The 14,585-nt window shown below is 74.2% G+C and carries 13 protein-coding genes and 1 pseudogene; 7 read left to right on the forward strand and 7 right to left on the reverse strand.

From position 1 onward, the window contains the following. Positions 1–62 precede the first annotated feature (62 nt). Positions 63–770, reverse strand: coding sequence for a GntR family transcriptional regulator (locus ACZ7L0_RS37875; protein WP_471247119.1), 708 nt, complete (start codon positions 768–770; stop codon positions 63–65). Between the two features lie 126 nt (positions 771–896). Between ACZ7L0_RS37875 and ACZ7L0_RS37880 the strand changes: the two genes are divergently transcribed. The 5 genes and pseudogenes from ACZ7L0_RS37880 to ACZ7L0_RS37900 all read left to right on the forward strand — a co-directional run bounded on the left by ACZ7L0_RS37880 (position 897) and on the right by ACZ7L0_RS37900 (position 5,339). Continuing rightward, the gene (locus tag ACZ7L0_RS37880; RefSeq protein WP_471247120.1) at positions 897–2,213 is read left to right on the forward strand and encodes an MFS transporter; all 1,317 of its coding nucleotides are present in this window, start codon (positions 897–899) and stop codon (positions 2,211–2,213) included. A gap of 5 nt (positions 2,214–2,218) precedes the next feature. Beyond that, positions 2,219–3,041, forward strand: a pseudogene (locus ACZ7L0_RS37885) (putative hydro-lyase). Between the two features lie 59 nt (positions 3,042–3,100). Further along, positions 3,101–3,859 (forward strand): LamB/YcsF family protein, encoded by a 759-nt coding sequence (locus ACZ7L0_RS37890; protein WP_471247121.1) that lies wholly within the window; start codon positions 3,101–3,103, stop codon positions 3,857–3,859. Next, positions 3,856–4,473 carry a 5-oxoprolinase subunit B family protein gene (locus ACZ7L0_RS37895; protein WP_471247122.1) on the forward strand — a complete coding sequence of 206 codons (618 nt, stop codon included), beginning with the start codon at positions 3,856–3,858 and terminating at the stop codon, positions 4,471–4,473. Before ACZ7L0_RS37890 ends, ACZ7L0_RS37895 begins: the two co-directional genes overlap by 4 nt. Continuing rightward, positions 4,470–5,339 (forward strand): 5-oxoprolinase subunit C family protein, encoded by an 870-nt coding sequence (locus ACZ7L0_RS37900; protein ID WP_471247123.1) that lies wholly within the window; start codon positions 4,470–4,472, stop codon positions 5,337–5,339. Before ACZ7L0_RS37895 ends, ACZ7L0_RS37900 begins: the two co-directional genes overlap by 4 nt. Positions 5,340–5,367: 28 nt before the next feature. Here the strand turns inward: ACZ7L0_RS37900 and ACZ7L0_RS37905 are convergent, their stop codons facing one another. The 5 genes from ACZ7L0_RS37905 to ACZ7L0_RS37925 form a co-directional block, all read right to left on the reverse strand. Then, positions 5,368–6,216, reverse strand: coding sequence for an SGNH/GDSL hydrolase family protein (locus ACZ7L0_RS37905; RefSeq protein ID WP_471247124.1), 849 nt, complete (start codon positions 6,214–6,216; stop codon positions 5,368–5,370). Further along, the gene (locus ACZ7L0_RS37910) at positions 6,213–7,487 is read right to left on the reverse strand and encodes a glycosyltransferase (RefSeq protein WP_471247125.1); all 1,275 of its coding nucleotides are present in this window, start codon (positions 7,485–7,487) and stop codon (positions 6,213–6,215) included. The genes ACZ7L0_RS37905 and ACZ7L0_RS37910 overlap by 4 nt, the downstream gene beginning before the upstream one ends. Then, positions 7,484–8,614 carry a glycosyltransferase family 4 protein gene (locus ACZ7L0_RS37915; RefSeq protein WP_471247126.1) on the reverse strand — a complete coding sequence of 377 codons (1,131 nt, stop codon included), beginning with the start codon at positions 8,612–8,614 and terminating at the stop codon, positions 7,484–7,486. The genes ACZ7L0_RS37910 and ACZ7L0_RS37915 overlap by 4 nt, the downstream gene beginning before the upstream one ends. 139 nt (positions 8,615–8,753) lie before the next feature. Next, positions 8,754–10,172 (reverse strand): HEAT repeat domain-containing protein, encoded by a 1,419-nt coding sequence (locus ACZ7L0_RS37920; RefSeq protein WP_471247127.1) that lies wholly within the window; start codon positions 10,170–10,172, stop codon positions 8,754–8,756. A gap of 301 nt (positions 10,173–10,473) precedes the next feature. Next, complete coding sequence (locus ACZ7L0_RS37925) at positions 10,474–10,866, reverse strand: ankyrin repeat domain-containing protein (RefSeq protein WP_471247128.1); 393 nt, start codon at positions 10,864–10,866, stop codon at positions 10,474–10,476. A gap of 291 nt (positions 10,867–11,157) precedes the next feature. Between ACZ7L0_RS37925 and ACZ7L0_RS37930 the strand changes: the two genes are divergently transcribed. Further along, entirely contained in the window at positions 11,158–11,352 is a 195-nt protein-coding gene (locus tag ACZ7L0_RS37930) for a hypothetical protein (RefSeq protein ID WP_471247129.1), read from the forward strand. 49 nt (positions 11,353–11,401) lie between these two features. Next, positions 11,402–13,000: a hypothetical protein gene (locus ACZ7L0_RS37935; protein WP_471247130.1), complete on the forward strand. Its 1,599-nt coding sequence runs from the start codon at positions 11,402–11,404 to the stop codon at positions 12,998–13,000. A gap of 22 nt (positions 13,001–13,022) precedes the next feature. Here ACZ7L0_RS37935 and ACZ7L0_RS37940 read toward each other — a convergent pair whose 3' ends face one another. After that, positions 13,023–14,531, reverse strand: a complete 1,509-nt coding sequence (locus ACZ7L0_RS37940) for an SCO1417 family PLP biosynthesis transcription factor (RefSeq protein ID WP_471247131.1) — start codon at positions 14,529–14,531, stop codon at positions 13,023–13,025. Positions 14,532–14,585 lie beyond the last annotated feature (54 nt).

Raw genomic sequence — 14,585 nt, forward strand, 5'->3', positions numbered from 1 at the left:
TCGGTCTGACAACGACCCAAACGACGCAGAAGCGACGGCCGTCACACGGGCGCGACACAGCGTCAGCCGGGGCCCGGGCCGTCCTGTCCGACCCGTCGCCGGTACACCCCCACGAGCCGCTTCAGCGAGTCGGCGAGGTAGGTCCCCAGCAGTCTCTCCGCCTCGGGCCGGTCCCCGGCCTGCAGGGCCTGGAGGATCTGGCGGTTGCGGGCGAGGTACGGCTCGTGCAGGGCCCGCGGGTCGTCGACGACGTGGAAGGCGAGGCGCAGTTCGGCGAAGACGCTGCGCATCAGCTCGTCGGTGCGCTCGCTGCCGGCCAGGGCGACCAGTTCCCGGTGGAAGTGGAAGTTGGCCGTACCCAGTCCTTTCCAGTCACCCTCGACGGCCGCCACCTGCCCCTCGGTGACCGCCGCCGCAAGCTCCTCCAGCGCGTACGGCGGCTCGCCCAGCCCCCGTACGACGGCGCACTCGACGAGGGTGCGGGTGCGGTAGATGTCCTCGACGTCCTCGACGGTCAGGACCCGGACGAAGACGCCCCGGTTGAGCTCGTGGACGAGCAGGCGCTCGTGGGTGAGCAGCCGGAACGCCTCGCGCAGGGTGTTGCGGGAGACGCCGAGCGCCCCGCCGATGCTGTCCTCCGACAGCCGGGTGCCGGGCGGGAAGTAGCCCTCGGCGATACGGCTTCTGAGGATGTCCGAGACCCGTTCGGCGGTGCTGGTGCGCCCGAGGAGGGCGCGGTCGTCGGCCAGTCCCGTCAGCTGCTCTGCCATGCCCGGAATTCAACCGCAGACACAAGAACGAAACAACATGGGTATTGAAGGATCGTTGAACGATCCTCTACGGTGCTCGACACGGCTCACTTCTCCGCACCCTCCGTCCCCCTCTGCGAGGTGCCCATGAGCACGACCCCTCCACCACAGTCCGTGACCCCCGTGCACCCGGCGAAAGACGAACGCACCACCGAGGACGGCGCGTTGGGCTGGCTGCACGCCCTCGGGCCGCGTGGCCGCCGCGCCTTCACCGGTGCTTTCGGCGGATATGCCCTGGATTCCTACGACTACTTCACGCTGCCGCTGAGCATGGTCGCGCTGGCGGCGTACTTCGGCCTCGACAGCGGCCAGACCGGCCTGTTCACCACCGTCACGCTGGTGACCTCCGCGATCGGCGGCGCCGTGGCGGGCGTGGTGGCGGACCGGGTCGGCCGGGTCCGGGCCCTGATGATCACGGTGATCACCTACGCGGTGTTCACCGTGGCCTGCGGCTTCGCGCCCACCTACGAGACCCTGCTGGTCTTCAGGGCCCTCCAGGGCCTCGGCTTCGGCGGCGAGTGGGCGGTCGGCGCGATCCTGGTCGCCGAGTACGCGAGCGCGAAGCACCGGGGACGCACCCTCGGCGCGATCCAGAGCTCGTGGGCCGTCGGCTGGGCGCTGGCCGCCGTCGTCTACACGCTGGTCTTCTCCTACGTGGGCGACGACCTGGCCTGGCGCGTGATGTTCTGGACCGGGGCGCTGCCCGCCCTGCTCGTGGTGTGGCTGCGCCGCCGGGTGCACGACGCCCCGCAGGCGACCGCCGCCCGTGAACAGAGCCCGCAGCGGGGGTCGTTCGCGGCCATCTTCCGGCCGGGGACGGCCGAGAAGCCGGGTCTGCTGCGCACCACGGTCTTCGCGGGCCTGCTCTCCACGGGCGTCCAGGGCGGCTACTACACGCTGGCGACCTGGGTGCCGACGTACCTGAAGAGCGAGCGCGGGCTGTCGGTGGTGGGCACCGGCGGCTATCTGACCTTCCTCATCTCCGGTGCCTTCCTGGGCTATCTGACCGGCGGTTACCTCACCGACCGGCTGGGCCGCCGGCGCAACATCTGGCTCTTCGCGCTGCTGTCGGCGGTCTGCGTCCTGGCGTACGCCAACATCCCCAGCGGCGCCAACACCCTTCTGCTGGTGCTCGGTTTCCCGCTCGGCTTCTGCATGTCGGCCATCTTCAGCGGCTTCGGCTCCTACCTGAGCGAGCTGTACCCGACGGCGGTGCGCGGCACGGGACAGGGCTTCACGTACAACACCGGCCGCGCGGTGGGCGCGGTCTTCCCGACCCTGGTGGGCTTCCTGGCCGACAGCTGGGGCGTGGGCGGCGCGCTGGTCTTCGGCGCGATCGGGTACGGCATAGCGGCGCTGGCCCTGCTGGGGCTGCCGGAGACGCGCGGAACGGAGCTGGAGTGACCGGAGTGAACCGCACCGACGACCGCCCCCTGGTCCTCGTCGAGGAGCACGCGCACGCGTGGAGCCCCAGAACCGCGCGGACCCGCGTCCGGGAGGGCCTGGCGGGCCCCACGGCCGGGGTCGCGGCGGGCCACACACAGGCCAACCTGATCTCGGTACCCGCCGACTGGGCCTACGACATGATGCTGTTCTGCCAGCGCAACCCCAAGCCCTGTCCGGTGCTCGACGTCACGGACGCCGGTTCCTTCACCACCGTCCTCGCCGACGGCGCGGACCTGCGCACCGACCTGCCGCGCTACTGGGTGTGGGCGGACGGCGAGCTGGTGGACGAGCCGACCGACGTGCGCGCCCACTGGCGGGACGACCTGGTGTCGTTCCTGATCGGGTGCAGCTTCACCTTCGAGTGGGCGCTCGCCGGGGCCGGCGTGCCGATCCGCCACGTCGAGCAGGGCCGCAACGTGCCGATGTACGTCACCGGCCGGCAGTGCCGTCCGGCCGGGCGGCTGCGGGGCCCCATGGTGGTCTCCATGCGCCCGGTGCCGCCGGAGCACCTGGCGGCCGCGATCCGGGAGAGCAGCCTGCTCCCGGCGGTGCACGGCAGCCCCGTGCACTGCGGCGACCCGGCGGCGCTCGGTATCGACGACCTCGGGCGGCCCGACTTCGGCGACCCGGTGGCCGCCGAACCGGACGACATCCCGGTGTTCTGGGCCTGCGGAGTGACCCCTGCAGGCCGCCGTGATGGCCTCGCGCCCGCCGTTCGCCATCACGCACGCGCCGGGCCAGATGTTCCTCACCGACGCCCGCGACGAGCAGTACCGCGTGGCCTGACCGCGCCGGGCACGCCTGACCGCGCCGGACCGAGACACGAAAGACACGGAAGAAGATCCATGACCTCGATCGATCTGAACGCCGACCTCGGCGAGGGCTTCGGCCGCTGGCGACTCACCGACGACGAACGCCTGTTGTCCGTCGTCACCAGCGCCAACGTGGCCTGCGGCTTCCACGCCGGGGACGCGGCCACCATGCGCCGGGTGTGCGAACTGGCGGCCGAGCGCGGGGTGACGATCGGCGCGCAGGTCTCCTACCGGGACCTGGCGGGGTTCGGGCGGCGCGCGATGGACGTGCCGCCCGCCGAACTGGCCGCCGAGGTCGCCTACCAGATCGGCGCCCTGGAGGTCTTCGCGCGTGCGGCGGGCGCGCGCGTGGCGTACGTGAAGCCGCACGGTGCCCTCTACAACCGGGTGGTGCACGACGAGGAGCAGGCCCGGGCGGTGGTCGACGGTGTGCTCCTCGCCGACGCCTCGCTCCCCGTGCTGGGCCTGCCCGGCTCGCGCGTGCTGGACCTGGCCCGCGAGGCGGGGCTGCCGGCCGTCACCGAGGCGTTCGCGGACCGCGCGTACACCGAGGAGGGCACGCTCGTGCCGCGCGGTCTGGACGGCGCGGTGGTCAGCGACCCGGAGGCGGTCGTGGAGCGCTCGGTGGAGCTGGCCCGCTCCGGCACGGTCGCCGCGCACTCCGGCACGCGCATCGAGGTGCGCGCCCGCTCCCTGTGCCTGCACGGCGACACACCCGGCGCGGTCGAGCTGGCCCGCCGGGTGCGTGAGCGGCTGGTGGCGTCGGGCGTGACGGTGGAGTCCTTCGCATGAGGGCGCTGCCCTTCGGCGACAGCGGGCTGCTGGTCGAGGTCGCCTCGGGCGAGGAGGCCCGGGCGCTGCACGCGGAACTGTCGCGGCGGCGCGCGGAGGGGCTGCTGTCCGTCCGTGAGATCGTGCCCGCGGCCCGCACCGTCCTCCTCGACGGCCTCGACGACCCCGAGCGCCTGGCGTCCGAACTGACCGCCTCCGAGGTGCCGCCCGCTCCCCCACACGCGCGCGAGATCGTCGAGCTCCCGGTCCGCTACGACGGCCCGGACCTCGCCGACGTCGCCGCCCACTGGAACGTGCCGGAGCGGGAGGTGGCCCGCATCCACGCGGCCACCGAGTTCACCGTCGCCTTCTGCGGCTTCGCCCCAGGCTTCGGCTACCTCACCGGCCTGCCCTCGCGCTACGACATGCCGCGCCGGGCCACACCGCGCACGGCCGTCCCGGCCGGTGCCGTGGCGCTGGCCGGTCCCTACACGGGCGTGTACCCGCGCTCGTCGCCGGGCGGCTGGCAGCTGATCGGCACGACGGACGCGGTCCTGTGGGACCACGCGCGCGTGCCGGCCGCTCTGCTGTCGCCGGGGGCGCGCGTCCGCTTCGTACCCGTGGGGGACGTATGACCGACCGTGCGCTCGTCGTCGTACGGGCCGGGGCGCTGACCACCGTGCAGGACCTGGGGCGACCCGGGTACGCCCACCTCGGTGTGCCGCGCTCGGGGGCGCTCGACCCGCCCGCGGCGGCGCTCGTCAACCGGCTGGTCGGCAACGGGCCCGAGGCGGCCGTCCTGGAGACGACGCTCACCGGCTGTGCCCTGCGGCCCCGTTCGGCGGTCACCGTGGCGGTCGCCGGTGCGCCGTGCCCGGTCGCGGTGGGCGGTCGTCCGGTCGCCTGGGGTGCGCCGGTCCTGGTACCGGCCGGGGAGGTGCTGGAGGTCGGAGCGGCCGAGCGGGGAGTACGGACGTACGTGGGCGTCTCCGGCGGCATCGCGGTCGAGCCGGTGCTCGGCAGCCGTGCCACGGACCTGCTCTCGGGCCTCGGCCCGGCGCCGCTCGCGGACGGGGCGGTGCTGCCCCTGGGGAGCCCTTCCGTGCCGCACGCGCGCGTGGACGTCGCCCCGCAGCCGTGCCCGCCCGCCGAACTCGTCCTGCGGGTCACGCCCGGCCCGCGCGCCGACTGGTTCACGCCCGCTGCCGTCCGCGATCTCACCACGCGCACCTTCCGGGTGTCGTCCGCGAGCAACCGCATCGGCATGCGCACGGAGGGGCCCGCCCTGGAGCGGGCCCGTCCCGGCGAACTGCCCAGCGAGGGCATGGTCCTGGGCGCGGTCCAGGTCCCGCCGAACGGCCGGCCCGTGGTCTTCCTGGCCGACCACCCGACCACCGGGGGCTACCCGGTGATCGCGGTGGTCCGTGCCGCCGACCTCCCGGCGGCCGGACAGGCACTGCCCGGCACGCCGGTCCGCTTCGTGGCCGTGCGGCGCCGCTAGTGCCTGTTGCGCGACAGGCCCCCAGCCGTCACACGGCGTCCGGCCGGTCCGCGACCGACAGGGCGGCGAGCGCGGCGGACACCGCGTGCGCGGTGCGCAGGTCGAGGCGGGCGCTGGTGCCGCGGGCGCGGTGCCGCATCTCGTCGGCGGCCAGCCGGACCAGCTGCGGCAGCAGATCGGTGCACCGCCGGGCCACCCAGCCGGTCCCGGCCGTGGCCAGCCACCACAGGCTCGCCGACCGGGTCGGCGCGGGGAACTCCGGCCGGGCCGACGGCGCGGGCCCGCTCGCCATGCCGGCGTCGGCGAGGAGCGCGTGGAAGCGCAGGGCGAGTTGCCGGTGCCCGCGCTCGCCGGGGTGCAGCCGGTCCGCGCTCCACAGGGCGCGGTCGGTGAGCCAGGCGCCCTCCGCCGCGTGCAGATGGACGGCCCCGTACCGGTCGGAGAGCGCGTGGACCACCGCGTTGACCGCCCGTTGCCGCCGGGCCAGCGGGCGGGCCAGGGCACCCGGGAGGCCGAGCATGGCGCCGGGGTCGGGCAGACAGGCCGTGAGCACGACCGCGCCCCGGGCGGTGAAGGCCGCGTAGACCTCGTCCAGCCGGGCGGCCACCGCCCGGATGTCGAAGGTGCAGCGCAGGGTGTCGTTGACACCGATGACGACCGACACCAGGTCCGGGCTCAGCGCCAGCCCCGCCGGGGTCTGCCGCTCCAGGACGTCGCGCGTCTGCGCCCCGCTGACCGCGAGGTTGGTGAACTCCACCGATTCCCCGGCGAGTCCGCCGGCGAGCAGCTCGGCCCAGCCGCGCCAGGCGTCGCCGACCGGGTCGCCCACCCCTTCCGTGAGCGAGTCCCCGAGCGCCACGAAACGAACGGCTCTCATCCGATGCCCTCCGGCACGCCGCGCCGGGACGGGTCCGTCGCGTCGTGCGCGGTGGAACGGGACCGTCCCGTCGCACCGCTTCCGTCACGACCTCCCGTCGCACCGCTTCCGTCACGACGGCACAGCACCGTCGCGTCGTGCGCCGCGAGGAACGCCTCCACCGCCGCGCCCCACCCGAAGCACTCCGCACGCGCGCGTGCCGCGTCCCGCCGCTCCGGCTCCGAGCGGTCCAGCAGCGTCTCCACAGCGTCCGCGAAGGCCTCCCCGCGGTCGCCCGCCGTGGCTCCGGCGGACCCGATCACCTCCGGCAGCGCGGACGACGCGCTGGCCACCACGGGCGTTCCGCACGCCATCGCCTCCAGGGCGGCGAGCCCGAAGGTCTCGGCGGGCCCGGGAGCCAGGCACACGTCCGCGGAGGCCTGCAGCGCGCCCAGCGCGCCCCGGTCCGAGACGTGTCCCAGGAAGGTCACCGGCAGCCCGCGCTCCCGCGCCCGCTGCTCCAGCCGCCCCCGCAGCGGCCCGTCCCCGGCCACCACGAGCACCGCGCGCCGCCCCCGCCGGCGCAGCTCGTCCAGGGTGTCGAGGGCCGTGCCGGGACGTTTCTCCACGGAGAGCCGGGAGCACATCACCAGCAGCGCCTCGTCCGCGCGCGCGTGCCGGGCCCGCAGCCCGGCGTCCCGCAGGGAGGGGTGGCGTTCCATCAGGTCCACGCCCAGCGGGGCGCGTACGACGTTGCGCGCGCCGATCCGGACGAACTCCCGCTCGGCGAACTCGGTGGTGCACACGACCCGCGAGTAGACGTGCGCCGTGCGGATGTTGAGGGCGTCGGCGGCGCGCCGGGACAGGTTCTCCGGCAGGCCCCAGGTGCGCAGCACTCCGTCGGCGGTCTCGTGGGACACCATCACGGCAGGTACCCGGGCCCGGCGGGCCCACCTGCCGGTCCACCGCAGCGTCGTACGGTCGGACACCTCCAGGCGGTCCGGGGCGAGGTCCTCCAGGAGGGCGGCGACGCGCCGTTTGTCGGTGAGCACGCGGTAGCCGCCCGTGCCGGGCAGCAGCGGGCCGGGCAGGGTGATCACCCGGCCCTGCTCGGTCTCGCGGTCGGTGTGGCGCTCGCCGGGGACGACCAGGACGGGTTCATGGCCCGCCGCCCGGAAGCCCTTGCCGAGCTCGCGCAGGGCGGTGCGCAGACCGCCCGAGGCGGGCGCGACGAAGTTGGCGAGCCGCACGATCCGCAGGGGCTCGGTGCTGGTGCCGGTACCGGTGCTCATGCCGCCACCACCGTCTTCCGCGTGGCGAGCACGTCCTCGTAGTGCGCGATCAGCTGGTCGCCGACCGCCGCCCAGGTCCGTCCTTCGACCGTGGCCCGCCCCGCGGCGCCGTACGCGGCGCGCAGCCCCGGATCGGCGGCCAGGGCGGCCACCGCGTCCCGTACGGCGGTGGCGTCGCGCGGCGGGACCAGCAGCCCGGTGCGGCCGTGGGCGACCAGGTCGAGCGGGCCGCCGGCGGCGGGCGCGACGACCGGCACGCCGCTGGCCATGGCCTCCTGGACGGTCTGGCAGAAGGTCTCGAAGGGGCCGGTGTGCGCGAAGACGTCCAGCGAGGCGAAGATCCGGGCGAGTTCGTCGCCGGTGCGGCGGCCGAGCAAGACCGCGCCCGGCAGGGCTTCGGTCAGATGTGCCTGGCTGGGCCCGTCGCCCACGACGACCACCCGTACGCCCTCCAGACCGCAGGCGTCGGCCAGGAGTTCGACCTGCTTCTCGGGGGCGAGCCGTCCGACGTAGCCCACTATCAGCTCGCCGTTCGGGGCGAGTTCGCGGCGCAGTGCCTCGTCGCGCCGGTCGGGGCGGAAGCGGGCGGTGTCGACGCCGCGCGCCCAGAGCCGTACCCGGGGCACGCCGTGCGTCTCCAGGTCGTGCAGCGCCGCGCTGGAGGGGGCGAGCGTCCGGTCGGCGGCGGCGTGGACGGAGCGGATCCGCCGCCAGGCGGCCGCCTCGCCGGCGCCCATGTAGGTGCGGGCGTATCCGGCGAGGTCGGTCTGGTAGACGGCCACGGCCGGGATGCCGAGCCGGGCGGCGGCGGCCATGCCGCGGACGCCGAGGACGAAGGGGCTGGCCAGGTGGACGAGGTCGGCACGGTGCTCGACGAGGGCCGCGGCGACGCGTCGGCTGGGGAGGGCGACGCGGACCTGGGGGTAGCCGGGGAGCGGGAGGGAGGGGACACGGATGACGGGACACGGCGCCGCGAGGGCGTCGGCCTTGGTGCCGGGCGCGGTGGCCGGCGCGACGACGAGCGGAAGGTGACCGCGATCTACGAGGTGCCGGGCGGTCTGGAGCGCGCAGTGGGCCACGCCGTTCACATCGGGGGGAAAGGATTCGGTCACGATGACGACACGCATACCGGTGTTGTCGCCGCGCCGGACGTGGCCGCGTCAACGTGGATCTTTCCGGACGAGGAACGTCCTGTGAGCGTTGCACCGCACACCCGAGCGGGTCGGATCGTGTCCACGCCCTCCTGACCCGCGGGTCACCCGGTGTTCACAGGGCAGGCCCTTCCGGTGCGATCCGGCTGCGTACCGCGGTCTGGACCTCGGCCTCCTCGGCCGGGTCGGCGGCGAGCCGGCGCAGTCGCTCGACCACGCGGGCGTCGCCGGTCTCGGCGTGCCGGGCGGCGATCTCGCGGGTGGTCTCCTCGCAGTCCCAGAGGCATTCGACGGCGAATCCGGTGGCGAAGGAGGGGTCGGTGGCGGCCAGCGCGCGGGCGGCGCGGCCCCGGAGATGGGAGGAGGCCGTCTCACGGTAGACATGGCGCAGGACGGGGGCGGCGCAGGCGATGCCGAGCCGTCCGGTGCCGTCGACGAGGGTCCACAGGGTCGGCGCGTCGGGGCCCTCGCCCCGCACGGCCTCGCGCAGGGCCCCTAGGACGAGGTCGCTGTCCTGGGCGCCGCCGCGGCAGGCGAGCATGCGTCCGGCGGCGGCGCCGAGGGCGTCGGGCCGATGGGCCCAGCCGCGCGCGCGGTCTACGGCGGCGATGCTGCGCATCCGTTCGAAGGCCGCCACGGCGGCCTCCACGACCGGCGTCGTGCCGTCGGCGACGGCGGCCTCGATCAGGCCGAGGGCGGCGGGGTCGTTGCTGTCGGCGAGGTAGCGCAGGGCGGTGCACCGGGCGCCCTCGGTGCCGTTCTGAGCGGCCCGCACGATCTCCGCACGGTCCTCGGGGCCGGCCACGGCGACCAGACAGCGGGCGGCCGGGACATGGAGGGCGGCGCCGCGTTCGACACCCTGCTGGGCCCATTCGAGTACGGCTCGCACGCTCCAGTCCGGGCGGGGCCCGCTGGGCCGCATCTGCCGCTGCCAGCGGTCGAAGCAGCCCGTTTCCTGGGCGGCACGCACGCGTGTGGCGATCGATTCGCGCGGATCCTCGGCCCACAGCCGCCACGGCCGGGGCTCGAACGCGTCGCGCACGACGGCGGCCAGCTCGGCCTCGCCCTCGGGGTCGGTGGAGAAGCGCGCCAGGACGGGTGCGGCGAGGGCGCGCAGCGCCGCGTCGTCGTCGCGCAGCGCGAGTTCGTCGAGGGCCCAGGCCCAGTTGGAGCCGCGGGCGGCGTACCTGCGCAGCATTTCGAGCGCGTCCCGCCTGCCGTACGAGGCGAGGTGACCGAGGACGGCGAGCGCGAGACCGGTACGGGACTCGTCGGTGTCGAGGGTGTCCTCGGGGTCGAAGAGGTGTGCCTCGATGGCGTCGAGTTCGCCGTTCAGATCGAGGTACAGGCGGGCGTAGTAGAGGGAGCGGTTCTCCACCTGCCAGTCGTGACGGGGGTCGCGCAGCACACAGTGGTTCAGGGCCGCGAGCGCTTCGGCGCGCGGGGCGGTGAGCGCGTGCAGCGTGCCGTCGCCGCGGCCCCGCTGGAGCAGGCCGAGCAGCGTACCGCTGGGCGCTATGACCGGATCGAACATGGGAAACAGCCTCACATCAAGCGTCGACGCAACCGGGGAACACGCATTACCTGGCCGCGTGACACAACGTCGGGGCGCCCGCCGTCTCTTGCTTGCTGTAGACCATCTTCCTCTGCCTCTCGTCTGTGGCCCATGCGGACCGCATCACGGCCCGCGTGGTGCGGCAACACCTGCCCAGCCATCGCGTCCGTGAATCACGACGTCATGATGACCCGCGGGTTTCTCCTGCCGCGACCGTATTTCCGGCGGCCCTTTACCGCCTCCCCCGTTTTCCGTGTCGTACCTGGTCAGGACGTTCGGATCAGTGCGCGCCGAACAATTCCAGGACTTCCCTCTTACCGAACATCCGGGCGGTGTCGACGGCCGACGGAGTACCCGCCGCCGGATCGGCGCCGCCTTCCAGAAGAGCCTTGATCACGTCCGCCTCACCCTTGAAGACGGCTCCCGCGAGCGGGGTCTGGCCCCGGTCGTTCACCTGGTCGGGCGTGGCACCCCGGGCGAGCAGCGCGCGCACCGCGTCGGCGTGGCCGTGGTAGGCGGCGAGCATCACCAGCGAGTCACCGCGGTCGTTGGTGAGGTTGGCCGGGACCCCCGCGTCGACGTACGCCACAAGGTCTTCGGTCCGTCCCTTGCGGGCCAGATCGAAGATCTTGGTCGCCAGCTCCACGACCTCGGGGTCGGGGGCTTCGCTCATCGGCCGGACCGCCTCTCCTTGGAACTTCGGGAACGTTCGGGACTGAGGGAGCGTACGGCAGCGGGCGACCCGCCGCCGTACGGGTGAATCGCCAGCGTACTGGCTCCGGCGGCACATGACCCGATCTGCCCGAGGTAAAGACCCGAGGTGAAGATCAGCAGGAGGTGCCACTGCGCCGCTAGATGGAAATCAGCCAGTTTTCACCCAGTTGCACCTTTTATCGTATGGATACATGCTGTGATCCTGGAAGAACTCAGGGTGACTGTCCCCCTCGACACCAGGAGCCCCCAAATGATCCTCTCCATCTCAGGCGTCGTCCTGCTCGGCATCGTGGTCTTCCTCTTCTTCCGGAAGGACGGGCTCAAGGGCTCGCACGCATGCATCTCGGCCCTGTTCGGCTTCTACCTGTCCAGCACGGCCATCGCACCCAGCATCAAGGCCGGGGGCGAGAGCCTGGCGAGCCTCCTCGGTGGCATCAAGTTCTGAACCTGGTGACGCCGCCCGTCCCGCCCGCACGCACCATCAGGAGACAGCAGTGGCCCGGCGCCCTCTCCCCCGCATTCTGAGCAACGGCAGCGCGCAGATCGCCCGGAGCCGGGAGCTGGCCCGGACGGCGGCCGACAGCGCCACCGACGTCCTCCACCCGCTGATCACCATGACGCGCGGACTGCGCCGGCTGGCCTCGGCCGGGCGGCGCAGGTGGGCGGAGACACCCAAGGACAGGCGCGGGCCGCTGCTGTTCCTGGCGGCCTCGGTGGTCCTGGTGGTGGCGCTGGTGCCGTACGGACCGCTGCTCGCCGCCATCACCCTGATGGCGGCGGCGGCCTGGCACGGCCGAGACCGCACGCCGCCCGGGCCCCAAGGGCCCGACGAGTCGCAGACGCAGCGCCTTCGGACGCTGTACGAGGCCCTGGTGCCGTACTTCTCGGCCGCCGAGGACCCCGCCCCGCTGTACGCGCACGGCGGGGAGTGGGACAAGGCCTTCACCGCGCACGAGTTCGACGACGCGGGGCGCGTCGGTCACCTCGTGATCCGCTATCCGGCGTACTTCCCGGACGGTGAGCCCGAGGCCCGCGCGCGGATCGAGCAGTTGCTCGCCGCGAAGGCCGGCCGGGGCCGCGAGTACCACTTCGCCTGGGACGAGGAGGGCAACGAGCTCACCGTCACCGTCCTCGCCCCGCTGCCCACCGACATCGCCGCCCAGCGGTTCGTCACCGCGCCCGGCGAGACGGTCCTCGGCTTCACCGACCCGACCGAGGTCCAGCGCACGCTGCCCCTCTCCTACGGCGAGGAACAGCGCGACGCGCCTCCGGTGGTGTGGCGCACCGGACCGCGGTCCACCGAGCCGCACCTGCTGGTCATGGGCCGGCCGGGCAGCGGCACCTCGACCCTGCTGAGGTCCATCGCGCTCCAGGCGCTCCAGTACGGTGACGTGCTCATCGTCGAGGGGGGCGGCACCGGCGAGTACGCCTGCCTGACCGGGCGGGACGGGGTGCTCGCGGTGGAGTGCGGGCTGGCCGGGGTGCTGGCCAGCCTGGAGTGGGCCGCGCACGAGACGGAGCGACGGCTGATCGCGGTCAACCGGGCGCGACAGGCGGGCCACCCGCCGCCGGAGGACACCAAGCGACCGCTGTGGATCCTGCTGGACCGGCCGAGCGCCCTCTCCCACGTGGCCGCGGCGGACGGACGCAAGGATCCGCAGACGCTGCTCCAGGTGCCACTGCGGCACGGCCGGGCGGCCCATGTGACCGTCGCCGTGGCCGAACAGTTCGACAGCGCGGAAGTGTTGAGCGACGCGGTACGGCACCACACGCGCGCGCGTGTCGTGCTCGGGCCCGCGACGGCGGAGCAACTGGTCGACGTGCTGGGCCTGCCGCCCCATACGACGCCGTTGGCGCAGGTCCCGCCCGGGCGGGGTTACGCGCGGCTGGGCCATGGGCCCGTGCATCGGCTGCAGGTGCCCTCGACGCCGGATCCGTACGACGACGCCACCAGCGATGCGGACCGGCAGGCGGTGATGGCGTTGCTGCCGCCGCGGACGACGCCGGCGGACGGGGAGACCGTGCCGGTGAAGGGGGCGGATCCGGAGCCGGAGCCGGTGCCCGCGGAGGCTGTGGCGGCCGAGAGTTCGTGAGGCCGGCCGCACCCCACGGCAGCTACGCCACGAACGTGCGCAGGGACTCCGTCCCTCCGCTCGCGCCCGTCTCCACCAGGCGGGCGGCGGCGGCCAGCCGTACCGCCGCCTCCTCGGCCACCGCTCCCCCCACGGTGAACGGCAGCCGCACGAACCCCTCGAAGGCGCCGTCGACCCCGAAGCGCGGGCCGGACGGGACGCGTACGCCGACCCGCTCCCCCGCCTCCGCCAGCCGCGAGCCGGACAGACCGCCCGCGCGCACCCAGAGCGTGAGACCGCCCTGGGGGACCTGGAAGTCCCAGGTGGGCAGCTCACGGCGGACGGCGGCGACCAGGGCGTCGCGGTTCTCGCGGGCCTGGGCGCGGCGCAGGTCGACCGCCTGTTCCCAGCCGCCGGTGCTGAAGAGCCAGTTGACGGCGAGCTGCTCCAGGACGGGTGTGCCCAGGTCGGCGTAGGCGCGCGCGGCGACCAGGCTGCGGATCACGTCGGGGGCCGCCCGTACCCAGCCGATCCGCATCCCGGCCCAGAAGGCCTTGCTGGCCGAGCCGACGGTGATCACCGTGGAGCCGGCCGGGTCGAAGCCGCACACCGGGCGCGGCATCGCGGCGGCGTCGAGGTCCTCGTCCAGCCACAGGTCGGTCATCGTCTCGTCGGCGACGAGCACCGTGCCCGCCGAGCGGGCCGCGTCCACCAGCCGGCGCCGCTGGTCCTCGTCGGCGAGGGCGCCGGTGGGGTTGTGGAAGTCGGCGACGACATAGGCGAGCCGGGGCGCGGCGTCCCGCAGCACCTGGCGCCAGCGGTCCATGTCCCACCCGCTGAGCCCCTCGCCCATGGCGACCGGCACGAGCCGGGCGCCCGCCTCCCGCATCAGCTGGAGGATGTTGGCGTACGAGGGCGACTCGACGGCGATGCGCTCGCCGCGGCCCGCGAAGAGGTGGCAGATCGCGTCGATGGCGCCCATCGCGCCGGTCGTCACCATGATCTGCTCGGGCATGGTCGGGATCCCGCGCGCGCTGTAGCGCTCGGCGATCATCGAGCGCAGCGCCGGGATCCCCGCCGGGTAGTCGCCGTGCGTGTGGGCGTACGGCGGCAGTTCCTCCAGGGCGCCCTGTACCGCGCGGGTGAGCCATGGCTCGGGGGCGGGCAGGGCGGCGCAGCCCAGGTCGATGATCGAGCCCAGCGCCTCGGGGGGCAGGGGTTCCAGTCCCCGGGCGGGCAGGGGGTTGCCCGCCGGGACGGCCGTCCAGCTGCCCGCGCCGCGCCGGGACTCCAGGAAGCCCTCGGCGCGCAGCGCCTCGTAGGCGGCGGCGACGGTGGTGCGGCTGACGGAGAGGGAGAGCGCCAGCTCGCGCTCGGCGGGCAGCCGGGCGGCCACGGGCACCCGCCCTTCGAGCACCAGCAGCCGGATGCCGTCGGCGAGCGCGCGGTAGGCGGGCGGACGGCGCGTACCGGCACCGGCGGGGCGGTCCTGCTGCGAGTTGAGCAGCCGGGCGAGCTGCGCGGCGCCCACCGCCGAGGTCCACTGGGCCATGACGATCAGTCCACCTTCCTTGGATTGGCCATGGATGATGCCTCTTTCCAAGCC

Source organism: Streptomyces sp. NPDC039424, assembly GCF_055639495.1.